General features: G+C 69.5%; 24 protein-coding genes. 8 read left to right on the top strand and 16 right to left on the bottom strand.

Going from position 1 to position 22,971, the window contains the following annotated elements:
* Nucleotides 1-17: 17 nt before the first annotated feature.
* Nucleotides 18-605, top strand: a complete 588-nt coding sequence (locus BLW75_RS19730) for an HhH-GPD-type base excision DNA repair protein (RefSeq protein WP_034304534.1) — start codon at nt 18-20, stop codon at nt 603-605.
* Here the strand turns inward: BLW75_RS19730 and BLW75_RS19735 are convergent, their stop codons facing one another.
* Genes BLW75_RS19735 through BLW75_RS19750 form a run of 4 tightly spaced genes read right to left on the bottom strand, consistent with a single transcriptional unit; the run spans nt 606 to nt 2,823 of the window.
* Nucleotides 606-1,172, bottom strand: coding sequence for a GNAT family N-acetyltransferase (locus BLW75_RS19735; RefSeq protein WP_034304532.1), 567 nt, complete (start codon nt 1,170-1,172; stop codon nt 606-608).
* 7 nt (nt 1,173-1,179) lie between these two features.
* Nucleotides 1,180-1,761 (bottom strand): hypothetical protein, encoded by a 582-nt coding sequence (locus tag BLW75_RS19740; protein WP_034304529.1) that lies wholly within the window; start codon nt 1,759-1,761, stop codon nt 1,180-1,182.
* Nucleotides 1,743-2,387: a spermine/spermidine synthase domain-containing protein gene (locus BLW75_RS19745; protein ID WP_034304526.1), complete on the bottom strand. Its 645-nt coding sequence runs from the start codon at nt 2,385-2,387 to the stop codon at nt 1,743-1,745. The genes BLW75_RS19740 and BLW75_RS19745 overlap by 19 nt, the downstream gene beginning before the upstream one ends.
* Nucleotides 2,388-2,409: 22 nt before the next feature.
* Nucleotides 2,410-2,823, bottom strand: a complete 414-nt coding sequence (locus tag BLW75_RS19750) for a TrmH family RNA methyltransferase (RefSeq protein ID WP_277814934.1) — start codon at nt 2,821-2,823, stop codon at nt 2,410-2,412.
* A gap of 207 nt (nt 2,824-3,030) precedes the next feature.
* On the opposite strand from BLW75_RS19750, the gene BLW75_RS19755 reads away from it, so the two are divergent.
* The gene (locus BLW75_RS19755; protein WP_034304523.1) at nt 3,031-3,219 is read left to right on the top strand and encodes a DUF1918 domain-containing protein; all 189 of its coding nucleotides are present in this window, start codon (nt 3,031-3,033) and stop codon (nt 3,217-3,219) included.
* A 3-nt stretch (nt 3,220-3,222) separates the two neighbouring features.
* Here BLW75_RS19755 and BLW75_RS19760 read toward each other — a convergent pair whose 3' ends face one another.
* Nucleotides 3,223-4,392, bottom strand: a complete 1,170-nt coding sequence (locus BLW75_RS19760) for an MFS transporter (RefSeq protein ID WP_034304520.1) — start codon at nt 4,390-4,392, stop codon at nt 3,223-3,225.
* A 178-nt stretch (nt 4,393-4,570) separates the two neighbouring features.
* On the opposite strand from BLW75_RS19760, the gene BLW75_RS19765 reads away from it, so the two are divergent.
* Together BLW75_RS19765 and BLW75_RS19770 are read left to right on the top strand one after the other, a co-directional pair.
* Nucleotides 4,571-4,885 carry an ArsR/SmtB family transcription factor gene (locus tag BLW75_RS19765; RefSeq protein ID WP_034304518.1) on the top strand — a complete coding sequence of 105 codons (315 nt, stop codon included), beginning with the start codon at nt 4,571-4,573 and terminating at the stop codon, nt 4,883-4,885.
* 184 nt (nt 4,886-5,069) lie between these two features.
* A complete protein-coding gene (locus BLW75_RS19770) occupies nt 5,070-6,242 on the top strand; it encodes an MFS transporter (protein WP_034304516.1) in 1,173 nt (390 codons plus the stop codon).
* A 46-nt stretch (nt 6,243-6,288) separates the two neighbouring features.
* Here BLW75_RS19770 and BLW75_RS19775 read toward each other — a convergent pair whose 3' ends face one another.
* On the bottom strand, nt 6,289-6,588 hold the full coding sequence (locus BLW75_RS19775; protein ID WP_034304513.1) for a DUF3017 domain-containing protein: 300 nt from the start codon (nt 6,586-6,588) through the stop codon (nt 6,289-6,291).
* Nucleotides 6,589-6,705: 117 nt separating this feature from the next.
* Here BLW75_RS19775 and BLW75_RS19780 point away from each other — a divergent pair, with 117 nt between their 5' ends.
* Nucleotides 6,706-9,366, top strand: a complete 2,661-nt coding sequence (locus tag BLW75_RS19780) for a TNT domain-containing protein (protein WP_395766718.1) — start codon at nt 6,706-6,708, stop codon at nt 9,364-9,366.
* A 69-nt stretch (nt 9,367-9,435) separates the two neighbouring features.
* On the opposite strand, the gene BLW75_RS19785 is transcribed toward BLW75_RS19780, so the two are convergent.
* From BLW75_RS19785 to BLW75_RS19815, 8 genes are all read right to left on the bottom strand, one after another.
* Nucleotides 9,436-10,023, bottom strand: coding sequence for a pentapeptide repeat-containing protein (locus BLW75_RS19785; RefSeq protein WP_034304509.1), 588 nt, complete (start codon nt 10,021-10,023; stop codon nt 9,436-9,438).
* A 22-nt stretch (nt 10,024-10,045) separates the two neighbouring features.
* Complete coding sequence (locus BLW75_RS19790; protein WP_034304507.1) at nt 10,046-11,116, bottom strand: reverse transcriptase family protein; 1,071 nt, start codon at nt 11,114-11,116, stop codon at nt 10,046-10,048.
* A 139-nt stretch (nt 11,117-11,255) separates the two neighbouring features.
* Nucleotides 11,256-11,738, bottom strand: a complete 483-nt coding sequence (locus BLW75_RS19795) for a VOC family protein (protein WP_034304504.1) — start codon at nt 11,736-11,738, stop codon at nt 11,256-11,258.
* Nucleotides 11,739-11,805: 67 nt separating this feature from the next.
* Entirely contained in the window at nt 11,806-12,315 is a 510-nt protein-coding gene (locus BLW75_RS19800) for a hemerythrin domain-containing protein (RefSeq protein ID WP_034304502.1), read from the bottom strand.
* Nucleotides 12,316-12,421: 106 nt separating this feature from the next.
* The gene (locus tag BLW75_RS19805; RefSeq protein ID WP_034304499.1) at nt 12,422-15,775 is read right to left on the bottom strand and encodes an error-prone DNA polymerase; all 3,354 of its coding nucleotides are present in this window, start codon (nt 15,773-15,775) and stop codon (nt 12,422-12,424) included.
* A 3-nt stretch (nt 15,776-15,778) separates the two neighbouring features.
* Nucleotides 15,779-15,931 (bottom strand): hypothetical protein, encoded by a 153-nt coding sequence (locus tag BLW75_RS42860; RefSeq protein ID WP_167373507.1) that lies wholly within the window; start codon nt 15,929-15,931, stop codon nt 15,779-15,781.
* A 2-nt stretch (nt 15,932-15,933) separates the two neighbouring features.
* Nucleotides 15,934-17,526: a DNA polymerase Y family protein gene (locus BLW75_RS19810; RefSeq protein WP_034305029.1), complete on the bottom strand. Its 1,593-nt coding sequence runs from the start codon at nt 17,524-17,526 to the stop codon at nt 15,934-15,936.
* A 14-nt stretch (nt 17,527-17,540) separates the two neighbouring features.
* Nucleotides 17,541-18,215, bottom strand: a complete 675-nt coding sequence (locus BLW75_RS19815) for a hypothetical protein (protein ID WP_034305027.1) — start codon at nt 18,213-18,215, stop codon at nt 17,541-17,543.
* Nucleotides 18,216-18,444: 229 nt separating this feature from the next.
* Between BLW75_RS19815 and BLW75_RS19820 the strand changes: the two genes are divergently transcribed.
* Both BLW75_RS19820 and pip read left to right on the top strand, forming a co-directional pair.
* On the top strand, nt 18,445-19,263 hold the full coding sequence (locus BLW75_RS19820) for a hypothetical protein (RefSeq protein WP_034304497.1): 819 nt from the start codon (nt 18,445-18,447) through the stop codon (nt 19,261-19,263).
* A gap of 107 nt (nt 19,264-19,370) precedes the next feature.
* On the top strand, nt 19,371-20,318 hold the full coding sequence (gene pip, locus BLW75_RS19825) for a prolyl aminopeptidase (RefSeq protein ID WP_034304495.1): 948 nt from the start codon (nt 19,371-19,373) through the stop codon (nt 20,316-20,318).
* A 329-nt stretch (nt 20,319-20,647) separates the two neighbouring features.
* On the opposite strand, the gene BLW75_RS19830 is transcribed toward pip, so the two are convergent.
* On the bottom strand, nt 20,648-21,133 hold the full coding sequence (locus tag BLW75_RS19830) for a pyridoxamine 5'-phosphate oxidase family protein (RefSeq protein WP_034304493.1): 486 nt from the start codon (nt 21,131-21,133) through the stop codon (nt 20,648-20,650).
* Between the two features lie 182 nt (nt 21,134-21,315).
* Here BLW75_RS19830 and BLW75_RS19835 point away from each other — a divergent pair, with 182 nt between their 5' ends.
* Nucleotides 21,316-22,020 (top strand): SRPBCC family protein, encoded by a 705-nt coding sequence (locus tag BLW75_RS19835; RefSeq protein WP_034304490.1) that lies wholly within the window; start codon nt 21,316-21,318, stop codon nt 22,018-22,020.
* Here the strand turns inward: BLW75_RS19835 and BLW75_RS19840 are convergent.
* Nucleotides 22,017-22,778: a hypothetical protein gene (locus BLW75_RS19840; protein WP_034304487.1), complete on the bottom strand. Its 762-nt coding sequence runs from the start codon at nt 22,776-22,778 to the stop codon at nt 22,017-22,019. The genes BLW75_RS19835 and BLW75_RS19840 overlap by 4 nt on opposite strands.
* Nucleotides 22,779-22,971: the final 193 nt, after the last annotated feature.

The raw sequence follows: 22,971 nt of genomic DNA on the forward strand, positions 1-22,971 counted from the left end.
CGTGAGATCCTGGGCGCATGACGCGCGCATTGCACCTGGTCGGGGACGAGGAAGCGGACCGGCTGCTCACCGAAGACCCGTTCGCGCTGCTCGTCGGGATGCTCCTCGACCAGCAGTTCCCGATGGAACACGCGTTCCGCGGCCCGCAGAAGATCGCGGACCGGATGGACGGGTTCGACATCGGGAAGATCCACGCGATGGACACCGAAGCCTTCGTCGAGCTGTGCGTGATCCCGCCCGCGATCCACCGCTACGGCGCCTCGATGGCCCGCCGGGTGAAGGATCTCGCGCAGCACGTCGTCGAGGTCTACGAGGGAGACGCCTCTCGGATCTGGACCTCCGGACGCCCCAAGCCGGACGGCGCCGAAGTCCTCAAACGCCTCAAGGCGCTGCCCGGCTACGGCGACCAGAAGGCCGCGATCTTCCTCGCCTTGCTCGGCAAGCAGCTCGGCGTGCAGCCCAAGGGCTGGCGCGCGGCCGCGGGCGCGTACGGCGACCGCGGCTCGCGGCGCTCGATCGCCGACGTCACCAACGAGAAGACCCTCGGCGAGGTACGCGCGTTCAAGAAGGCGGCGAAGGCCGCCGCCAAGGCGCCTGCGAAGTAGCTACTTCTTCCCGGCTCCCGGCCACGGCCCCGGCGTCTCGGCGGGCAATTCGGCCTGCTCGACCTCGGTGCGGAACAGCCGGAACCCACGGGCCTGGTAGTTCTTGAGCGCGGCGGGGCCGTCCGTGGTGCAGGTGTGGACCGTGACGCGGCGCGTCGCCGTCTTGCCCGGCCAGCGCTCCGCGAGCGTCCACGCCTCCCGCAGCGCGACGGTCAGCAGGTGCCCGCCGAAGCCTTTGCCGACGAAGGACGACATCAGGCCGAAGTACGCGAGTTCCACTTCGCCGTCGACAGTGCCGTCGAGTTCGAAGTAGCCACACGGCGTCCCCTGCGCGTACGCCACCCAGGTCTCGACGCCCGGCCTGTCCAGCCACTCGACCCACTGCGCCCACGTCCAGCCGAGCCTGTCGATCCAGAACCAGTCGCCGCCGACGGCGGTGTAGAGGTAGCGGTTCAGTTCCGGGCTGACCAGCTCGGCGCGGGTGACCGTCACCGGAACGGACGGCGGTTTCGCCGCGCTCAGGTCGTCCGGTGAGGTCTGCTCGAGGTGCCAGGTCGTGATCTCCATGCGGCGATCATTTCAGCCACACCCGCAGCGGCCCCAGAGCCGTGTAGCCATTGCGAAGGGCGGCGTCGAGATCCTCGCCGCGCTCGTAGCCGGTGATCGGCAAGCCGGGGAAGCTCGCCGCGACGGCCGAGGTCGCGCCGCGCCAGGCGTCGTCCAAGTCGCCTTGAGTGTACAAATTGGACAGTCCGGCGAAGCCGCCGTCCCGGTTGGCCGTCACTCCGGCGGCACCGCTCGACCACACGGCGACGGACGGGTCGTCGAAGGGGCCGGCGACCCGGGACCAGCCTGGTTCGAGTGGCACTTGCGCCGTACGAGTGATCCAGGTGGCCTCGAAGAGCACCTGGAACCCCGCCTGCGAAAGATCAAGGCAGGCGAACCTGTCCTTCACCGCGCAGCCCGGCGAAGTGTCGATCCCGTCCAGGACTTCGTCGGTCGTCGCGTCCGGGGTCAGGGTCATCGCGTCCGGATACAACGGCGGTGTCCGGCGGGCCGACTTCCAGACGCGGGCGGTGAAGGTGCCCGTCCGGCACACCGTGTCGCGCCAGCGGGCGTTGACCCGCACGGCGTCCGCTACACCCGCGCGAACCACAGCACGTCCGGTTCTCCCTGCGGCACCGGGATCTTCAGCTCCCGCACCTCACCGAAGCGGGCCCGGAGCCGCTTCGCGAACGACGGCACCGACTCGGCGCTCCACACCCCGAGCACGCCGCCGGGCCGCAGCCGTGCGGCGAGCATGTCGAGGCCTTCGTCCCGGTACAGCTTCGCGTTCCCGTCGCTGACCGTCCATTCAGGACCGTTGTCGATGTCGAGGCACAGCGCGTCGAACCGTTCTTCCGTCCGGCGCAGCCACTTCACCAGATCGGCCTCGACGACGGTGACCCGTTCGTCGGACAGGGCGTCGTCGTGGACGTCCCTGAGCGGACCCTGGCGATTCCAGCCGATGACGGCGGGCTCGCGCTCGACGACCACGACCTCGCCGACGCCGGGATGGTCCAGCGCGGCGCGCAGCGAATAGCCGACGCCGAGACCGCCGATCAGCATCCGCGCCTTGCCCGGCACCAGATCCGCCGCCACCGATACGAGCAACCGTTCGGATTCACCGTTCCGGGTGTCCATCAGGAAGACGCCGTTGGCGATGACCTCGAAGTCGTCCCCTGCCCGGCGGAGCACCAGTTCGCCGCTTTTCCCGGCGACTTTGTCGAGTACGTCGGTCATCCGGGCAGCTTATCGGCGACGGTCACAGCAAGCCCGCCAATTTGTACAAGACGAGGCTGCCGGCGACGGCGACGTTGAGACTCGCGCCGGTACCCACCATGGGGATTTCGACGACGGTGTCGAGAAGGTCGAGCGCATCCGGCGGAATGCCCTGCTGCTCATGGCCGAGTACGGCGATCGTCCGCCCTAGTGCGGCAGGAAGGTCGGCGAGACGCACGGCCTCGTCGGCGAGTTCGACGCCGACGATCGCCGTGCCCGCCGCCTTTTCCCGCTTCAACCAGCCCGGCGGATCGTGCACCCAGTGCACACAAGCCGGACGGCGCAACGTGTTCCCCCGGCGCAGCGCCTCGGGCACCCACGGAAACCGCGGCACGGCGAGGCAGGCACCCACCGCGTCACAGGTTCGCAGAAGAGTGCCGAGATTCGCTCCGTGCAAGGGCCACAGCGGCGCGGCGACGAGATGCCCCCAACAGGAATGGGCTTTCCTTCTTCTGGCCGCACGCAGCTCGGAGGGCGTGCGGACCCGGATCGACGGGCTCACCGGACGTGAGGCGTCGCGCCTCCAAGGATTTCGAGGATCATGAGGACACTGTAGCGAGCTCACCCCGACGCTCCTAACCTTGAAGCGTCGGAGGTGATTCTCATGCAGGCGACCGTCGGAGACGAGATCCACGTGCACGGACGCACGGTGGGCTCGGCCGGACAACGCGGCGAGATCCTCGAGGTACGCGGCGAACACGGTGCCCCGCCGTATCTCGTCCGGTTCGCGGACGGACACGAAGGGCTGGTGTTCCCGGGCCCCGACTGCGAAGTCCAGTCGCGCGCCGAATAGACGTCATTCGGCCAATGCGGGCCGCTTCACGCGGTTCCGCCAGCCTGCCACGACCACGGCCGCGCCGAGCGCGGTCAGCACCGCCGCGACCTCGGGCAGCAGGAGCGGCCCGCCACCGTTCAGCACCGCTCCCCCGACCAGGCCGGAGAGGCCGACGCCGAGATAGATCGCGGACGCGTTGAGCGAGAGGACGAGCCCGGCGTTCTGCTTGGACAGCTCGATCAGCCGGTGCTGGATCGGCGGATTGACCGACCAGGTGGCCAGGCCCCACAGGAAGAGGACGATCGCCGCACCCGCGACGGTGGTCGCCACCAGCGGCAGCAGCGCGAGCACCACGGTGATCCCGCCGAACACGACCAGCAGCGGCCCCCTGGCGCCCCAGCGGTCGGCCGCGCGGCCGCCGAGGACGTTGCCGAGCGCGCCGCCCGCGCCGTAGACGAACAGCAGGAGGCTGACCATCGTGCCGTGGACGCCCGCGGTGGCGGACAGGACCGGCGAGATGAAGGTGTAGACGGAGAACGCGGCGAGGCAGCCGAGCACGGTCGCGCCGAGCATGGCGAGGACGCGCGGATCCTTGGCGACGGTGAACCGTTCGGCCAGCCGGACGGGAGGCGGCGCCGGGACGGCGGGCAGGACCAGCCGGACCGCGAAGGCACCGAGGAGCGAGAAGGCGGCGACGAGTGCGAAAACGGCCTGGTAGCCGACGCTCTGCGACAGGACGCTGCCGAGCGGGACGCCCAGGATCGTCGCGACGGTGAGCCCGCCGAAGACGAGCGCGACCGCGCGGCCCCGGCGTTCCGGCGAAGTGAGCTCGGCGGCGACGGCGCTCGCGGCCGGGGTGAAGACCGCCGCTCCGATCGCGGTGACGACCCGGGCGAGGAGCAGGGTCACGTAGCCGGGCGCGAGGGCGGCGAGGGCGTTGCCGATGGCGGTGACGACGAGGGCGGCGACCAGGAGCGTGCGCCGCTCCCAGCGGCCGGTGACCGCGGCGAACAGCGGTGAGCCGACCGCGTACGCGATGGCGAAGGCGGTGACCAGCTGGGCGGCGGCCGTCTCGGAGACCGCGAGCTCGCCGGTCAGCGCGGGCAGCAGCCCGGCGACGACGTAACCGCTGGTGCCGACCGCGAAGGTACCGAGCGCCAGCACCGCGGTCCTGGGTGGTGCGAAAGTCATGACTCCCCAGCTCCAGACCCCACCGATCGCGATTAGCCCGCGAAACGCAGGTCGGCGCCGGATCGCGATTAGCCCGCTAAAGGCGACATGGGGGGTCGTTGTTCGATGGTTGTCGTAGTTCGATGGAGACCGTACTACGAACTCACCGGAAGTTCGAGGGGCGTCGTACTATGGACGGATGGCCGCGACGCAGCAGTACGTCTATCCCGATCAGGACGAGATCCGGATCGAGGCGGTCCTCGCCGCGCTCGCGGACCCGGTCCGGCTCGACATGGTCCGCCAGCTGGCCGAGCCCGGCACCGAGATCTCGTGCAGCGGATTCGACGTCGCCGTGACCAAGTCCACACTCACCCATCACCTGCGCACGCTGCGCGAAGCGGGCATCATCATGGGCCGCCAGCAGGGCACCGCCCGCTACAACTCCTTGCGCCGCAAGGATCTCGACGAACTCTTCCCCGGCCTGCTCCAGGGGGTGCTCGCCGCCCGCCGCTGAGGGTGGGCAGCCTCACCCGAAACCGGGATGACAAAGACCCCCTCCGTCGGTTGAACTGGACGCAGGACAGCGGAGCCGCACGCGCTGTCCTCTTTTGCGTCCGAGACCTAAATCGATTCAGCTCCCCATCCGCGACGCTGGGGTGAGTAATCGTTTACCCAAGTACGACCCCGGAAGGAGAGCCGTGCCCGTCGCGCTGCTCGCGCTCGCCATCGGTGCCTTCGGCATCGGGACCACCGAATTCGTCATGATGGGCGTCCTGCCCGAAGCCGCCGCGGACTTCGGCGTGTCGATCCCGTCCGCCGGCTACCTCATCTCCGGCTACGCCCTGGGCGTCGTGGTCGGCGCCCCGCTGCTCACCGCCGCCGCCGTCCGCCTGCCGCGCAAGACGATGCTGCTGGCGATGATGGGGCTGTTCACGCTGGGCAACGCCCTCTTCGCACTTTCGCCGAACCAGGAGTTCGGCGTCGCCTTCCGCTTCCTCGCCGGCCTGCCGCACGGCGCGTTCTTCGGCGCCGGCGCCGTCGTCGCGTCCAGCCTGGCCAAACCGGGCGAACGCGCGAAGGCCGTCTCGATGATGTTCATGGGCCTGACCCTGGCCAACGTCGTCGGCGTCCCGCTGGGCACGCTGCTCGGCCAGAAGGTCGGCTGGCGCGCGACCTTCGGCGTCGTCGCCGTGATCGGCCTGCTCGCCATGGCCGCGATCGCGAAACTGGTCCCCCACCAGGGCAAACCGGTCGATCCGTCGCTGCGCGGCGAACTCGGCGCCTTCCGCCGCCCGCAGGTGTGGCTCGCGCTCGCGATCGTCACCTTCGGCCTCGGCGGCGTGTTCGCCTGCCTGTCCTACATCGCGCCGATGCTGACCGACGTCACCGGCTACTCGCCGTCCCACGTCACGCTGCTGCTCTCCCTGGCCGGAGTCGGCATGACGATCGGCAACTACCTCGGCGGCAGGCTCGCCGACAAGGCGCTGATGCCGAGCCTCTACGTCTCGCTGATCGGGCTCGCTTCGGTGCTGGCGATCTTCACCTTCACCGCGAACGGCAAGGTCGGCGCGGCGGTGACGATCTTCTTCGTCGGCCTCGCCGGCTTCATGATCGGCCCGATGATGCAGGCCAGGATCATGGAGAAGGCGGGCGGGACGCCGTCGCTGGTCTCCGCCGCCGTGCAGTCGGCGTTCAACATCGCGAACTCCATCGGCGCTTACCTCGGCGGCCTGGTGATCGCGGGCGGCCTCGGCCTGGTCGCGCCCAACTGGGTCGGCGCGTCACTGGCCGTGCTGGGACTCTCGCTGGCCGTGGTGTCCGGCGGCCTGGACCGCCGCGAAGCCCGGCTCGCCCCCGCCATGGCTTCCTGAGTCAAGTACCTGAAGGCCCCTACCTCGCGGGGGGCCTTCAGGTACATCACGACAGTGGTCCGCCGGTGATCGTGAAGGCGATGAACAGGATCAAGACGGAAAGCGCGCCGTAGGTCAGGACGTCGACCGGTTTGCCCCGGATCGCCAGCAGCCCGGCCTTCGCCTCGGGCAGTACCGCCCGGAGCAGGCCGGCGAGCAGCAACGCGCCGCCGATCAACGCGGCCCCCTGCCGCCAGTGGTACTGGCCGATCCGCAGGGCGGCGACCGCCACCACCAGCATCACCAGCAGGAACGGCAGGTGATGGAGCAGTGCCCCACGGTCACGCCGTTGTCCGGCCACCGCCATCAGTCCTCGTCCTTCAGAGTCGCGTGGGCGATTCGAGTCACTCCGCCAGTATCCCGGGTGAGTGACCTGGGACCAGGTCAGGGCGTCTTCGGGGCGGTCAATAGCGGCAAAACCCACATGCGGGGTGCACACGAGCGCGGATACGGTCAAAATGTGACCGTGGCACAACCGACGACTCAGTTGAACGCGACCGAGCAGGACACCCTGGTCAAACAGATCGGCCTCGCCCTGCTGCGGGCCGCTCCGCGTGATTGGCGGAAGGTGACCGCCGAGTACCGAGCCGTCGGCAGGTACCACGAGATGACCGGCGAGATCATCACCGAGGACGGCACCTCGCACGAATGGATCGCGACGCACGACATCGCGACGCTGTTCGGCAGGCTCCGTGCCGGGATGTATCGCGACGGCCGCGGCACCTGGTTCAACGCCCGTTACCAGCTCGACCACCCGTCCAGCTACAACCTCGAATACAACCGCGACGAGCCGCAGTGGCGTCTCGCGCCGCCTCCGCAGGCGCTCTCCGACGAGCTGCGCATGTTCCCCCGCTCCGAGGAGAACGTGCCCGAATGGCTGATCCGGCGCATGTCCGGCCTCGGCCCCGAGCAGCCCGGACCGCATTTCCGCATCGCCCGCATCTTCGACACCATCGGCCCGGCCGGGCGTCCGGTGATCAACCGGCCCGACCTGGAGATCGAGGAGCAGGACAGGCTGCTCGAGTACCTCGACCACGCGCCGCTGGTGGTCACCGATCGCGGCTACGACATCGACCGGCTCGCGCAGACCCCCGAGGCCACCGTCCCGGTCGCCTTCCACAGTGATGGGCAGTGGATCTGGCCCGCCGCCGTGAACTTCTATCTGCGCCAGTACGGCGTCTCGCCGGAGCTCGACCTGATCGAGCACGTCCGGCAGAACGACTTCACGCTGCCCGAGGTCGACCCTCCGACGCTGCAGGCCGCGGCGGGGTACCTCACCCGGGGGAATCAGCCTCCGCAGCAGCGTCCCAACGGCCCGGGTGGCCCGGGCGGGCCTGGTGGGCCTGGTGGGCCCAACAACGGCTCGCCCGCGGGCCCGCCTCCGCAGGGTCCGCCGCAGCCGCCTCAGCAGCAGGCCGCGCCCGGTCAGGCCGGACCAGGTGGTCCCGCGGGCCCCGGTCCGAGCCAGGCGCTCGCCCAGCCGCCGCACCCGCAGGGTCCGGACCAGGCCGCGATGGCCGCCGCGGCCGCCGCACCGGTCGCCGCGGCGGCGGCCGTCCCCTCCTCCGACACAGGCGTCCCGGACCAGGCCGAGCAGGCCCAGCGGTACGAAGACGACTACGACACCCGGGATTACCAGGCGCAGGACTTCCACGAAGCCGCCGCCGAGCAGCAATACGAAGACGGCTACGAAGACCCGTACGCACACGACGAGGCGCGGTTCCACGAGTCCGAACAGGACGTCTTCACCGACGAGGAGCGGCAGGGCACCGAGCCCGAGCCGGAACCTCGGGCCGACCCGGAGGCCACCACGTACGCGCGGGTCCCACAGCCCGACGCCTACGAGCAGCCACCGCTCGAGGAGGAGCAGGACGCGTACGCCCGGCAGGAGGAAGACCAGCCGTACGCGCCCCCCGAAGAGGAGACGACCACCGGCTATACGCCGGTCGAGCAGGCCGACGCCGGTCCCGAGCTGCCTCTCCTCACGCACGACGCGGAGCCGAACGTGGCTCCGCCGCCGTCGGACACCGAGGTCACGCAGGTCGACGTCCCGCCGCCTGCCCCCATGGCCCGCCCCGAGCCCGGACCGCGCCGCGCCGAGCACCCCGAGCCGGTGCTGAACGAGTTGCAGGCGAAGTTCGACGAACTCGACGTGCCCGGCGACGTCTACCGCATCGGTTCGCCCGCCGAGCACGGCTGGAGTGTCGAGCCGGTCGATGGTGGCGGCTGGCGGGTCGGCTGGTACGACGGGAAGCTGACCAATCCGGCGGTGTTCGGCGACGCCGAGGACGCGGCCGCGTTCATGCTCGGCAAGGTCCTGCTGAACCCGAACGGCGCTCCGCCTCCCTCGGAACAGCCCGCCGTCGCGGAGGAACCCGCCGACGAGCCCGCTCCGGCGCCGCCCGTGCTGGCGACACTGTCCCCCGAGATCGCCACCGGTTCGCATCCGGTGCCGCCGCGGGAGTCGATCCCGGCACAGGAACAGACCGCGTTCACGACGGCCGAAGAGCTGCTCGGGGACGATGTGGACGACGAACCCGCGCCGGTCCCGCCCGCGCCCCCCGCGCGGCCGAACCCGGTGCCGGCGAGCCCGGTGTCGGCGAGCCCGCCGCCCGCGCCGCCGCGGCGCGAGCCACCGGTGACGCCGCCTCCGCCACCGCCGATGCGGCGCGAGGAACCGGCCCGCCCGCCGGCCGCGGCGAACGCCGCCGGGGCGCCCGACGCCAAGCAGAACTGGCCGATCTCGCCGCTCAACGGTGAGCCGCCGCTGACACTGTTCCGCGGCAAGGAGCTGCGTGAGCTGCCCGCAGGCAGCGAGCTGGACCGCTTCGGCGGCCCGAACGGCAACCTGACGTACGCGGCCGGGACGCCGTTCGAGGAGCGCTCGCTCGTGCCGGAGTGGGTGAACCGGCCGTACCACGTTTATCGCGTGCAGCGTCCGCTCGAAGCCCTCGCCGGAGTCGCGATCCCGTGGTTCAACCAGCCGGGTGGCGGGTCCGCGTACCTGCTGCCGGCGTCCATCGAGGAACTGCTCGCCGAGGGCGACCTCATCGAGCTGGATCCGGGCGAACCGCCGATCGACTAGTCCGTTCTGCGATGAAGGGGCCTTTCCTCGCGAAACTTGCGAGGAAAGGCCCCTTCATCGCACGCGGGGTCAGCGGATGACGAGGCCGTGTGCGGCGGCGTAGGCGATCGCGGTTTCGGTGTCCACGTGGACACCGGAGAGGTTCGCCTGCACCAGGCCGTTGGCGTCGAGCCGCGCGCCGCGCAGGTCCGCGCCTTCGAGCTTCGCGCCCGCCAGCCGGGCGCCGGTGAGGTCCGCGCCGCGCAGGTCGGCGCCGGTCAGGTCGGCTTCGAGCAGGTTCGCCTCACGGAGCCGCAGGCCACCGAAGTCCACTTTGGACAAACGTGCCTTGCTGAGCGAGACCAGCGAAAGGTCGCATTCGGTGAAGGCGACCTTCTGGAACCGGCAGTCCACAAAGGACGATCCCAGCATCGAGCAGGAGCTCCACCGCGTTTTCGCCAGCACACTGCGGTCGAAGGTGCACGAGCGGAACGCGGACGCCTCGTGGCGCGAGCCTTCGAAGTCGGCCTTGGTGAAGTCGCACTGGTCGAAGGTGCAGCCCTGGGTACGCAGCCCGCGCAGGTCGGCTTCGGTGAAATCACAGCCGACGAAACTGCGTTTTTCCCACCATTGCTCGGAAAGAACGGCTTCTCGGAAATCCTCCGCGGTCTCGATCACCCGTCCAGGATCGCATATCCGCTCACGACCAGATGATGCCGCCGAACAAGTCGCGCAGCTTCGCCGCCCGGCGCTCCGAAGACGCGGCGATCCAGCCGATCCGGCCGAGCAGATGGGCGCGGAAGTCCGGGTGGCCGGCCCGGTTCTGTTCCTCCGGGCCGGTGCGGGCGCAGTTGTGGAGCAATGCGCGCAGGGCGTCGTAATCGGCGCGCGTCGCGGCGGGCGCGCTGTTGACCACCAGTCCCGCGACCCGTTGCCGCTGGTGCGCGGCGGCGATCGACGTCTTGTCGTCCCGGAGCCGGAAACCCTCGTCGGTCACGATCCGCCGAACTCCGGGGAGCAACCGGTGCAGCGGCAGGGAATCCCCGGAGAACGCCAGATCGTCGGCGTACCGCGTGTAGACCGCGCCCAGCGCCCGGGCGAGGCCGTCGATCCGCCGGTCCAACTGGTGTGTGACCGCGTTCGCGACCGCGGGCGAGGACGGCGCGCCCTGCGGAAGATGCGTGGCCGCCAGGTTGCTCAGCAACCGCACGCGCGCCGGATCCCGCCGGCCGTCGGGCACGGTGGCGAGGACATCCGGCGGAACGGCCGTGGTGAGCACACCCGCCAGCGCCTCCGCCACGACGGACGGATAGCCGGCGAGGGCGAGCAACGCCGAGATCCGGCGCGCGGACACCGTCGGGAAGAACCCTTCGAGATCCATCCGGACCACGGTCTCCCGGCCGGCATGCGGTGCCGCGCACGACATCGGCGACCGGCCGCGCCGGAAGCCATGCGCGGCCTCGTGCACCGGCAGCGCGTCGACGACGTGCCGCACGATCCGGCGTTGCAGTTCGGCGATCCGCGGCTTCGGCCGCTCGATGAGCCGCACGCCGCCCGAAGCGGTCGGGATCCAGCGGTAGGTGTAGTGCCGGATCGGCTCGGCCGCACGCCTGTTCCAGCCCTTCGCGTCGGCGAACCATGAGAGTTCGCCGGATGTCAGGTCCAGACCGGCCGCGCATTCGTCGAAGGTCGCCCAGCGGGCCACCTGAAATCGCCAGACCGGCGGCAGGGGGTCGAGGAGCGACGCGGAGGTGACTCTTTCTCCTGTCATCCGCGCGGACTCGCACGCGAAGCATGCCGCGCTCGCGCGGGGCGCCTTGTCTCGCTGTCTTCGTACTCCCCGGGGTTGCCCCGGAGTGGGTGGCGATCCACCGGCTCACCTCCGCGTCGCTATCGCCACCCTACCGACTTCAGCGGCTCGGGATGATCTCCGTGCCGGAGACGTAGCGCATGGCCTCGATGAACTTCGGGTCGTTCATCCGGCGCTCCATCTCCGGATAGTCGAGGTCGGCCAGCCTGGTCTGGATCCACCACAGGTTGCCGAACGGGTCGCGGACCCGGCCGACGCGGTCGCCGAAGAAGAGTTCGGTCTGCCTCGTCACCTCTTCGGCGCCCGCCTCGATGGCCCGGCGCTGCGTCTCCACGCTGTCCTCGACGTAGAGCCGCAGATACGCCGGGGTGTCGACCCAGTTGTCACGCGAGTCGAACAGCATGACGACCGAGTCGCCGATCCGGACCTCCGCGTGCCCGATCTTCCCGCCTTCGACGTACACCGGGTCGCCCAGCGGCTCGGCGTCGAAGACCCGCTTCAAGAAGTCGATCACGCTCGCGGTGTCGCGCGAGATGATCCACGGGGTGACCGTGTGGTAGCCGTCGGGGATCGGGTTGGTCATCGGGGTTCTCCTCGGTCGTCGTGTGCGATGAGAAGAACGCTAGAGCCCGTATAGGACAGATCGTGTCCTAATGCGTCTTCAGCAGGAAAGGCGGCTTCGACTCCTGCCATTCCGGCATGTCCAGCGAGTTGAGCACCTCGACGATCCGCTTCTCCTCGTACCGGAAATGCGTCTCCATGATCGCCGTGAGCCCGTCCAGCTCCCGTTGGACGTGCAGGATCTCGGCCTGACTCGACCCGGGGCCGACACCGGCGACCAGCTCTTCGAGCCGTTCGATGATCCCGGTCATGACCTCGTGATCGTGCGCGAGCTCTTCGAGCGACGGCCGCAATTCGGGGAATTTCTCCGCCAGCACGAGAAAGGCGCCGCCGTCCTCGCCGGTGTGATGCCTGGTCAGCGCCGAGCAGAAAGTGAGGCAATGAGCCCGGAGATCGCGCAGCCGCTCGGCGCGCCCCGCCGCGACCGAGCCGAGGTCGTCGTGCAGCGCGGCCAGCTCTTTACGCAGCCAGTTGTGAACCTGAACGAGTTGATTTCCGAACGCCGTCAAACGGCCGTTCGTCCGAGAAGGGGTTTCCATGATTTCCCATGGTCCGGCGCCTCCATGCCCGCGACGGTCTCTTTGCCGGGTGCACTGCGACGCTGGAAACACTTCAGCACGGTCCCCTGATGATCGTCAAGAGGGCTCAGCGGAAGTCACGGGACTTGGCGGTGATCCGCAGCGGCAGGTGCCGGATCTGTTCGGCGAGGACGTTCACCACCTCGCCGGTGCGCTCGACCACGCCCCGGACCAGCAGCGCGGGACTGCCGCGGGCGACCCGGTGATAGCGCTGCCACACCCCCATCGTGCAGATGATGTTGATCATCCCCGTCTCGTCTTCGAGGTTCATGAAGGTGACCCCGCCCGCGGTCGCCGGCCGCTGGCGATGGGTCACCGCGCCGCCGGTCAGCACCTGCGCGCCGTGCGGGATCTCGCGCAGGCCCGCCGCCGTGACGACGCCGAGTTCGTCGAGGTGCTCCCGGACGAACTGGGTCGGGAAGCTGTCCGGCGACACCCCGGTGGCCCAGACGTCCGCGGCCGCGATGTCGATTTCGTCCATCCCCGGCAACATCGGCGCCTTGGCCCCGGTGATGAGACCCGGCAGTTTCTCCGGGCTTTCGTCGGCGACCGCGCCCGCCGCCCAGAGCGCGCTTCGCCTGCTCTCGCCGAAACAACCGAAGGCACCGGCCGCGGCCAGCGCCTCGACCTGCGGCCTGGTCAGCCGTACCCGCCGGGCGACCTCGGACAGATCCGCGAACGGGCCGTCGCGTTCCCGCTCCTCGACGATCTTCTTCGCCAGGTTCTCACCGATCATCCGCACGGTGGACAGGCCACCCCGCACGGCGAGCAGTTCTCCCCCTTCCGGCAAGGGTTCCAGCGTCGCGTGCGGAAGACTCGCGTTGATGTCCGGGCCGAGCACCCGCACCCCGTGCCGCCGCGCGTCGGCCACCAGCGACTGCGGCGAGTAGAACCCCATCGGCTGCGCGCGCAGCAAACCCGCCAGGAACGCGTCCGGGTGGTAGTACTTGAAGTACGCGCTCGCGAACACCAGCAGGGCGAAACTCAGCGCGTGGCTCTCCGGGAAACCGAAATTCGCGAACGCCTTGAGCTTGCCGAAGATCTTCTCGGCGAGCTCGCCATCGACGTCGTTCTTCGCGGCGCCTTCGAGGAAGCGGCGTTTGAGCCGCTCCATTTTCTGTTCGGACCGTTTCGCCCCCATGGCGTGCCGTAACTGATCCGCCTCCGCCGGCGTGAAATCGGCGATATCGAGGGCGATCTGCATCATCTGTTCCTGGAACAGCGGGACACCGAGGGTCTTTCCCAGCGCGTTGGCCAGTTTCGGATGGTCGAAATCCCATTTCTCCTGGCCGTTCTTGCGCCGGATGTAGGGATGCACCGAACCACCCTGGATCGGCCCGGGCCGGATGAGCGCGACCTCGACCGCCAGATCGTAGAACTTCTTGGGACGCAAGCGGGGCAGCGTGGCCAGCTGCGCACGGCTCTCCACCTGGAAGACACCGATCGCGTCGGCCCGGCAGAGCATTTCGTAGATGTTCTGATCCTTGAGATCCAATTCGGAGATGTCGACCTCTTCCCCTTTGTGGTCACGAACCAGGTCGATCATATAGTGCAGGGCCGACAACATTCCGAGGCCGAGCAGATCGAATTTGACCAGCCCCGCGGCGGCGCAGTCGTCCTTCTCCCACTGCACGACACTGCGATTCTCCATGCGGGCCCATTCGATCGGGACGACCTCGCTCACCGGCTGACGGCAGATCACCATCCCGCCGGAATGGATACCCAGATGCCGAGGGAAGTCTTCGAGTGCGCAGGCCAGCTCCACGACCTCTTCCGGAATGTCGTGATCGTGGTCCTTTTCCGTGGCCCGCAACGCTCCCCAGCGGTCGATCTGCTTGCTCCACGCGTCCTGCTGGCCGGGCGAGTACCCCAGCGCCCGTGCCGCGTCCCGGACCGCGGACCGGGCCCGGTAGGTGATGACGTTCGCCACCTGCGCGGTGTTCAGCCGCCCGTATTTCCCGTAGACGTACTGGATCGCCTCCTCACGACGGTCGGATTCGATGTCGAGATCGATGTCCGGATAACCGTCGCGATCCGGGGCGAGGAACCGTTCGAAGAGCAGGCCGTAGCGCACGGCGTCGACCTTGGTGATGCCGAGCGCGTAACAGACCGCCGAGTTCGCGGCAGATCCCCGGCCCTGGCAGAGGATGTGGTTGGTCCGGCAGAAGTTCACGATGTCCCAGACGATCAGGAAGTAGCCGGGGAAGCCCAGTTCTTCGATGACGTCCAGCTCGTGGTCGATCAGCTTCTTGGCTTTTTCGCGGTATTCCTCGTCCTTGTTCTTTTCGTGCTCCTTCGCTCCCGCGTAGGTGAGTTCGCGGAGATAGGACGCTTCGGTGTACCCCTCCGGTACGTCGAACGGCGGCAGCTTCGGCTCGATGTGGTGGAGTTCGAACGCGCACTCCCGGCCGAGCAGCGCCGCCCGCTGCACCGCGCCCGGGTACCGCTCGAAGATCTCGGCCATCTCCTCCCCCGACCGCAGGAACGCCGTTCCCGCGGCGGGCAGCCAGCCCTCCATGTCCTCCAGGCCTCGCCGCGCGCGGATGGCGCTGAGCGCGTCGGCGAGCGGGGCCCGCTCCGGCCGGGCGTAATGCGCGGCCGTGGTCGCCACCGTCGGCAGGCCGAACTCGTCGGCCATTTCGCTCAGCAGGTCGTTGTGCGTGCTGTCCAAGGGAAGGCTGTGGTCGATGAGCTCGACGTAGACGTTCTCCCGGCCGAAGCAGTCGATGAGTTCCTTCAGTCTCACGACGGCCGCGGCGGGGCCCTCGGTGACGAGCGCCTTGCGTACCGCGCCCTTGCGGCAACCGGTGAGCACCACGCACTTCCCGCGCACCTCTTCGGCGACCGCGCGCAGGTCGTAGACCGGCCTGCCCTTCTCCGCCCTTTCCTTGGGCGACAGCGTTTCGCGGTCGAAGCCGGACAACTGGCCGGCGGTGATCGCCCGGTTCAGGCTCAGGTACCCGTCCTGTTGCTTCGCCAGTAGGAGCAGGTGCTCGCCCTCGGGATCGGCGAAGCCGTTCTGCGGCCCGGAAAGACCGAAACTGAGTTCAGTGCCGAAGACGGTGTGCACGCCCAGCTCCCTCGCCGCTTCAGCGAAGCGCACCACGCCGTACATGCCGTCGTGATCGGTGAGCGCGATCGCGTCCAGACCCAGCCGTGCCGCCTCCTCCACCAATTCCTCGGGATGGCTCGCCCCGTCGAGGAAACTGAAGTTCGAATGGCAGTGCAGTTCGGCGTACGGCACCCGGCGCGCGGTGGCGCCGTCGTCTTCACCGATCAGCCCGGTCAGATCCGCGGGCGGCCGATACCCCTGCCGCTTCGCACTCCAGGCGGGACTGTCACCGCCGTCGCCGGGCGGCACCTCGCCCGCGAGCTCACGGGCGAGGTCCTTCCACGGCCGCGGAGGGTTGTTCCAGCCCATGGGTCACCGGTTCTCGGTCGAACTTCTCGGCGCGGGAACGAACACTTCCGCGCGCGGGACGCACGCCGCCCAGGCGGTGTCCAGCTCGGCACGCTGCACCGGGATGGCCGGTTCCTCCAGCCAGCGTCGCACCAGCCGCGTGTACTCCTCGTCCATGGTCAGTCGTACTTCCCTTCCAGTGTCCACATCGGATTCTTGTGGTGCTCGAAGCGCAGCAGCACCGCCTCTTCGGCGTCCTGCCCGTCGGCCAGCAGCACCTGCAACCGCATCCGGGTCCCCGACCGGGCGTGCCCCGCCCCGGCTCGGACACCGACGAACCACGGCCCGGCCCAGGCGATCACCTCGCGCGGCTCACCACCCTCGAAACTCACGAGGAACGGCGCGGCGGTGACCCGGCGCCGCGCGGTGATCTCCACGGCGCGCCCGTTCTCGTCCAGCACCTGAGCGGGCACCGGGCGGGCGAACACCGTCGCCGGGGAGGGCGACGGGAGCCGCCCCGCCCAGTTCGCGTCCGCCTGCGCCGACTTCTCCCGCCTGTCGCCCCACGGCACCAGCCGGACCCGCTCGGCGGGGTCGCGACCGCCGTCGAGCACCGCGGTGAAGACGCTCTCCGGACCGAGCAACCCCTGCACCCGCACCAAGGCGCGGCCGGCACGCTCACCGGACAGCCCTTCGTCCTCTGTGGACGGACGCAGCACACCCGTCGCGCCCGCCTGCCACAAGCCGAGCTGCAGCGACCGCCCTTCGACCGTCTCCTCCGGCTCCAGCCGCAACCGCACGACTCCGGAGTTGGGGCGGTCCTTGGCTTTCAGCCAGCCTTCGAACTGCCAGCGCACCCTGTCCGCGACACCGAGCGGAGTCAGCGGTTCGGCGCAGCGCCACACCCGGCCGAGCTGCTCGCCGGTCTCGGTGGTGGCATAGATGCCGAGCCGGGTGCAGGCCAGCCCGTGCGCGGCGAGCCCGGCGTGGAAGCGTTCGCCGAGTCCTTTCGCCACGAACGCGGCGGCGTCCACCCGGTCGATCGGCGGGTCGAACGCCTTCGCCAGGGAGAGTTCCGGTGGTGGCCGCCGACGCGACGGCGGACGTTCGGACCGTCCTCGCGCCAGCCGGTGCGCGAGCACACCCTCCGCCCCGAAGCGCGCGGAAACGTCGCTTTCGTCGAGCGCCGCGAAGGCGCCCAGCGTGTGCAGGCCGAGCTGCTTGAGCAAGGTGACCAGCTCGGCGCGGCCCGCTTCGGGCTGATCGAGCTCGCGGATGGGCAACGGCGCCAGGAATTCCGCCGTCCCACCGGGTTCGACCAGCGTCGACCGGCGGGCGGCGAGCGTCGCGGCGAACAGGCCGTCGGCGACGCCGACCTGACTTTCTACTCCCGCCGCCACGGACACCTCGTCCACGAGTCTTTCGAGAAGGCCGTGCTCACCGCCGAAGTAGCCGGCCGCGCCGTCGACCGGGACGGCGACGATCCCCGGGCGGACCACCTCGACACCGACGGCCAGCTCCTCCACGGCCCGTGCGACGGACTCGAAGAGCCGGGCGTCACGACCGTCGTCCTCGCCGAAGACCGCCAGATCCGGGCAGCAGGACTGGGCCTCGCGCCGCCGCATCCCGCGGCGGACGCCGTATCCCCTGGCCACCGCGGTGCAGGCGACCACCCGGTTCGCCGAGAAGACCGCGGCGGGGCGGCCGACGGGTTCGCCCGCGACGGCCGCGGCGGCGACCGCGGGCCAGTCCGGGCACCACAACACCAGCATGCGCACAGGCAGATTCACGCCGTCCCCCACCTGGTCGCGGGGAAGTCCGCCCGCTCGACCTCGCCCTGGCCGGGGAACCGCAGCAAAGCCGACATCGGCCGGGCGGCCGCACCCCGGCCACCCGCCCGCACCTCCACCTCACGAGTGCGCAGATGGCCCGCGCCACCGCCGGTGAAGCCCGTCCATCGCGTGCGACGACAGCTCAGTTCGACCTCAGCACCGGGCCAGGAGCCCAGCGAAAGCAGCACCGATCCACGGTTACGCGCGCGGGCGGACAACCTTCTCGCCACCTCGGGCCGGGCGAGCCCCGGCCCGACGACCACGAGGTCGAAACCGTCGAGCAGCGCCGCGGTCACCGCCGGGAACTCGGCACCGGGACGGGGGACCAGCGCCAGCCTGCCCACCTCGACCCCGAGTTCCGCGGCGGCGACCACCCCGAGCGCGGGCAGGCCGACCGCGACCGCCCACGCACCGCCGGCGGTCGCGGCGGCCAGCAGGGTGAGCATCAATGACGTGGACCCCAGCACCGAAACGGTGCTCCCGCGCCGGAGCCCCGCGGCGGGCAGCAGACCGGACAACGCCGGGGACACCGGGAGCACCCTTCCCGTCGTCCTCGCGTGTTCGGCCGCGGAAGCCACGCCACTGGCCGTGCTCACTCCTGGCAAAGCCGCCAGCCTCGCCAACGGCAAGGCCCGCGCCTCGACCACCTCCGCTGTCACCGGACCTCGCCTCCCCACGACACCTAGACCGTCCTTTGTGGACGGCGACGGCGTGCCACGGGGAAGGCGGCACATCGAACGCTTGTTCGATGCCTCCAGTAGACCGGGTGGCGCAGCGGTTGTCAAGCGAGCCGGAACGATCACCGGACCTGTCACGTCCGATGTCCGGAATCGCCGTGTCAAGAAAGGAAAACCCGCAGTGGACGACGCTTGGCCCGAGACGGTGAACGGCTGGGAACTCGCCAGGGAAGGCCATATCGAGAACTACCGCAAACGCCTGGCCAACCGGGTCACGGTCACCGCGATCTGGGAGAACGGGACCGGACGGGGCCAGGTGGACGCCCGCACCGAGCCGCTGGGCGGCGGGCGGACCCTGACCAGCAGCCGCAAGGACTTCCAGGACAAGGACGCGTTCTGGACCGCCGCGACGTGCGTGCTGGAGATGGCTGCGAACCTGCCGTCGCTGGACTGGGGCACGAGCCCGGCGCCCACGGCGCTGGCGGGCACCGTGGCGGGCATGGTCGAGGCGAAGCCCGGCACCAGTGGCCACCCGGAGGCCGAACTGACGTTCACGTTGACCGAAGGCCACACCGTGACCCTGGTCATGACCGACGAACAGGCCTTCGACCTGAGCAACAGCATCTCGCGGCTCGATCACCACGTCTGGTCCGAAGAACGCGAGGACGAAGAAGAAGATGAAGACTACGAGGACTACGACGAGGCCGTCGTAGTCGAAGAAGTGCCTGACGTCAGCGAAGTCCAGTCCGGTCCGGACACCGGGCACGACCTGGTCACGGTTCTGGAGGAACGGTTCGGCGTCACCGAGGACAATCTGCTGGCGCACGTCGACTGGTCCGCGCTCATCGTGGTGGGTGAACCCGCGGTGAGCTCCCTCATCGAACGAGGTGAAGAGCTGACCGCCGCGGTCGCGCCGCGGTGGTATCCGGTCGTGGCGGACCGGCCCGGTGAGCGCTGGGTCGTCCTGAAGCGCACCGGCCTGCGCTACCACGGGGAATGAAGCCTCGTGAGTGGTAAGGACGGTTAGAACCGTCCTTACCACTCACGAGACCGGACCGCCGTTGTCCAGCGAGCCGTGAACCGCGCCGCGTGCCCGACAATAGGCACATGTACCCGGAGATCGAGCCCCACGCGTCAGGCCACCTGGACACCGGCGACGGCAACCTCGTGTACTGGGAGGAATGCGGGAACCCCGGCGGCAAGCCCGTGGTGTTCCTGCACGGCGGCCCCGGCGGCGGCTGTTCACCGTCGCACCGCCGGCTGTTCGACCCGTCCGCCTATCGGATCGTCCTGTTCGACCAGCGCGGGTGCGGGCGGTCGCTGCCGCACGCGTCGGAGTCGGAAGACCTTTCGTCGAACACGACCTGGCATCTCGTCGACGACATGGAACGCCTGCGGAAGTCGCTGGACATCCCGCGGTGGCAGGTGTTCGGCGGATCCTGGGGGTCGACGCTGGCGTTGGCGTACGCCGAAAAACACCCGGAACGGGTGGCGGAACTGGTGCTGCGCGGGGTCTTCACGCTGCGTTCGTCCGAAGTGGACTGGTACTACCGGGGTGGCGCGGCGAACGTCTTCCCGGACCTGTGGGAGAAGTTCACGGCGCCGATCGCCGGCCTCGACGGCGATCCCGTCGAGTTGTACGCGAAGCTGCTCGCCGACCCCGACCCCGCGGTGCACGGGCCTGCCGCCGTCGCGTGGAGCACTTGGGAGGGCGCGACGGGCACCCTGCTCCCCCAGCCCGAACGGGTGGCGGATTTCGCCGTGCCGGAGTACGCGCTGGCGTTCGCCCGCATCGAGAACCACTATTTCGTGAACAACGGGTGGCTCGAGGAAGGACAGCTGATCCGGGAGGCCACCGTGTTGAAGGACATACCCGGCGTGATCGTGCAGGGGCGGTACGACCTCGCCACGCCCGCGGTTTCCGCGTGGGACCTGCACAAGGCATGGCCGGAGTCGGAACTGGTGATCGTGCCGGACGCCGGGCACGTGTACGACGAACCCGGCATCCTGGCCGCGTTGCTGGCGGCGACGGACCGGTTCCGCGATCGGCCCTAGCGAGGAAGCGGTGCCGGAACGGGGGTGCGGAACTCCCGGCCGGCGCCCGGCCTCGCAACACCCGCGACGCCGTCAGTTCCTCCGCGGCGGTGTGCCGGCACTGGCCTCCCTGATGCGCGAACAGCCGCCGGAGGGAATCGACACGATCGCCGTAGGTCCGCTCGTGTCGCCGATCGGGTGCAGCGTGACGACGGGCGGCCGTCCACGTCCTGCCGGCGTCCCGACGCGGGTGAGCCAGATCAGCCCGGTTCCCGCCCTAGGACAGCTGGTCGTAGACGGCCAGAACGAACTCCGTCCGTGGATCGCCTTCCAGCTTCTTGAGGGTCATGTCAGGCACTCTTCCGGCGGATGAGCTCTTCGACGGCGGAAGGCAGGGTGGTCTCGAAGTCGATGAGCTTGACCCAGGTCGGGGTCATCACGACGCGGACCATGCCGTCGTAGAGCGACCGCACGTTTTCCTCCCACTCGACCCGCTGCTCGGGCGTCATCTCGTAGGTACCGCTCCACTGCAGGTACTCGTCGGGGATGCCGTCGACGTAGTCCAGTTCGACGGTGCCACGGAGGAGCAGGATCTTCGGCGGGTGCGATTCGGTGTCGATCGTCAGCGCGACGGCGGGGTTGCGGCGCAATGCCGGCAGCTTCTGGGCGTTCGTCGGGGTGCACATGACGATCTCCTCGCCGTTCCAGTGGATGCCGATCGGAATGGACCGCGGCGTGCCGTCGAGCGCGGTGTAGGCCAGCCGCGCCAGGTCACGGGCCAGGAGTTCCTGGCTGAGCGGGCGGTTCAGGATCTCGTCGATCGTGTTCTGCTGCATGTCGCTCTCCTCGGGTCGCCGTCTTCGCGGACACCCCAGGGACGCCGCCGCCCGGTGCACTTCGACACTCCAGAATGTGACCTGTGTCACATCGACTTTAGCGGGCTAAACGCGATCCGGTTGTCGAAAGCGCCCCTGGCCAGGCGTCGCTCTTGTAAAGGGCTGACGAGAGAGGGACAGAAATGGCGAAGGAATCCGAGGTCCGCTTCGAGGGCTTCCTCCCCACCACACCCGCCGACACCTGGGCCGCGATCACCACGGGCAGCGGCGGCTGGCTCTGGCCGATCCAGTACGAACCCCGGGACGGCGGCGCCGAGTCCGGCCTCACCCCCGACGGCGGCATGGTCACCGTCTGGAAGCCGTCACAGCGCTTCGTCACCTACGCGGAAGACGAGAGCGGCTGGTTCAACACGCTCGAATACGTCCTCGAACCGAGGGACGGGGGCACGTACCTGCGCTACGAGCACACCACCGTCCTCGACGATTGGGACGTCGAATACGACGCGTGCCGTCAGCACACGTCGTTCTACCACCACTCGCTGGGCGAATACCTGACGCACTTCAACCGGCGTCCGGCGAAGTACTTCAAGACCGACGCGCCCGAAGTGTCGAAGGCCCCGGAGGCGTTCGAGGCCGTGCGGGCGGCGATAGGCGCGAAGGCCGCGGGTGACCGGGTGTACCTCGACATCCCCGGCGTCGAGGGCGTCGTCGACTATCTGACACCGGCCTTCATCGGCGTCCGAACCGAAGACGCGCTGTACCGCTTCTACGGCCGGAACGCCTGGGGCTGGCCTGTCGGCATCGGGCACCACCTGTTCGCCGAAGACGCCGACGCGGGCGAGGCCGAGAAGGCGTGGACGGCCTGGCTGAACGACCTGTACGCCTAGCGGGGCAGGTTCTTCACGAGCTCCGCGCCCACGGACTTCGCCACTTCGGCGGACTCCGCGGGCGGAATCGGCGAGTTCGTGAAGAACCCTTTGTCCCATCCCTTGTAGGTGACGATGACGACGTACACGCCCTGGGTGACCCGGAGCTCAGCGCCGCTGAAGGCGCTGTCGGTGTCGAGGGAGACGAGAACCGCCTTCTCCCCGATGCCCTGCACCTGCTGTTGACGCTCGGACGGCGCGGCCGACCCGGGGGACGACTCCGAGGCGCGCTTCTCGGCGTTCGGCCCCTCGTAGCGGTACACCGTGATCTGGAGGGCGCGGTCGTGGACGTTGTCGCTCTCCGGCGGCAGCCAGGAACAGCCCTGCTGCTTGGTGACGATGTCGCCCGCCTTGATCTCGTTGTCCCGGACGCCCTGGAAGCTGTTGGTGAACGTCTTGCTCAGGAGCTCCGGCGAGAGCGTGCACTCGGCGGGCGGCTGCTGCGAGACCGGCGCCTTGCCGACCGACGAGTAGTACTCCGACGCGAAGATGCCGCCTGGGATGCCCAGCCCGAGAAGGACCACGCCGCCCACGATCAGGCCGACGATCAGCCCGGTCTTTTTCTTCTTGGGTGGCGGCCCGTAGCCGGGCGGGCCATACCCGGGCGGCGGACCGTAGCCGGGCTGAGGCGGGCCGTAACCCGGCTGCTGCCCGTAACCCTGCCCAGGTGGCGGGCCGTGACCCGGCCCCTGGCCGTACCCCTGCGGCGGCTGGTGCACCGATCCTCCCCTACCGATTCGCCTACGTCCGCGTCGCGTTTAGCCCGCTAAAGGCGACGCGCGCCCGGACCTGCGTTTCGCGGGCTAACCGCGATCCGCGGCCAGCATGGCACGACGGCCGGGACCGGGCACCAGAGGAATGCCGTGGTCCCGTCCGCGGTCGCCCCGGATCGCGATTAGGGGGCTAAACGCA

It is taken from the genome of Amycolatopsis lurida (genome assembly GCF_900105055.1).
GTDB classification, from domain to species: domain Bacteria; phylum Actinomycetota; class Actinomycetes; order Mycobacteriales; family Pseudonocardiaceae; genus Amycolatopsis; species Amycolatopsis lurida.

Coding starts and splice junctions, on each gene's coding strand:
- BLW75_RS19730 (WP_034304534.1), top strand. CDS start 18: ATGACGCGCGCATTGCACCTGGTCGGGGACGAGGAAGCGGACCGGCTG.
- BLW75_RS19735 (WP_034304532.1), bottom strand. CDS start 1,172: ATGGAGATCACGACCTGGCACCTCGAGCAGACCTCACCGGACGACCTG.
- BLW75_RS19745 (WP_034304526.1), bottom strand. CDS start 2,387: ATGACCGACGTACTCGACAAAGTCGCCGGGAAAAGCGGCGAACTGGTG.
- BLW75_RS19755 (WP_034304523.1), top strand. CDS start 3,031: ATGCAGGCGACCGTCGGAGACGAGATCCACGTGCACGGACGCACGGTG.
- BLW75_RS19760 (WP_034304520.1), bottom strand. CDS start 4,392: ATGACTTTCGCACCACCCAGGACCGCGGTGCTGGCGCTCGGTACCTTC.
- BLW75_RS19765 (WP_034304518.1), top strand. CDS start 4,571: ATGGCCGCGACGCAGCAGTACGTCTATCCCGATCAGGACGAGATCCGG.
- BLW75_RS19775 (WP_034304513.1), bottom strand. CDS start 6,588: ATGGCGGTGGCCGGACAACGGCGTGACCGTGGGGCACTGCTCCATCAC.
- BLW75_RS19780 (WP_395766718.1), top strand. CDS start 6,706: ATGCGGGGTGCACACGAGCGCGGATACGGTCAAAATGTGACCGTGGCA.
- BLW75_RS19790 (WP_034304507.1), bottom strand. CDS start 11,116: ATGACAGGAGAAAGAGTCACCTCCGCGTCGCTCCTCGACCCCCTGCCG.
- BLW75_RS19795 (WP_034304504.1), bottom strand. CDS start 11,738: ATGACCAACCCGATCCCCGACGGCTACCACACGGTCACCCCGTGGATC.
- BLW75_RS19800 (WP_034304502.1), bottom strand. CDS start 12,315: ATGGAAACCCCTTCTCGGACGAACGGCCGTTTGACGGCGTTCGGAAAT.
- BLW75_RS19805 (WP_034304499.1), bottom strand. CDS start 15,775: ATGGGCTGGAACAACCCTCCGCGGCCGTGGAAGGACCTCGCCCGTGAG.
- BLW75_RS42860 (WP_167373507.1), bottom strand. CDS start 15,931: ATGGACGAGGAGTACACGCGGCTGGTGCGACGCTGGCTGGAGGAACCG.
- BLW75_RS19810 (WP_034305029.1), bottom strand. CDS start 17,526: ATGCTGGTGTTGTGGTGCCCGGACTGGCCCGCGGTCGCCGCCGCGGCC.
- pip (WP_034304495.1), top strand. CDS start 19,371: ATGTACCCGGAGATCGAGCCCCACGCGTCAGGCCACCTGGACACCGGC.
- BLW75_RS19830 (WP_034304493.1), bottom strand. CDS start 21,133: ATGCAGCAGAACACGATCGACGAGATCCTGAACCGCCCGCTCAGCCAG.
- BLW75_RS19835 (WP_034304490.1), top strand. CDS start 21,316: ATGGCGAAGGAATCCGAGGTCCGCTTCGAGGGCTTCCTCCCCACCACA.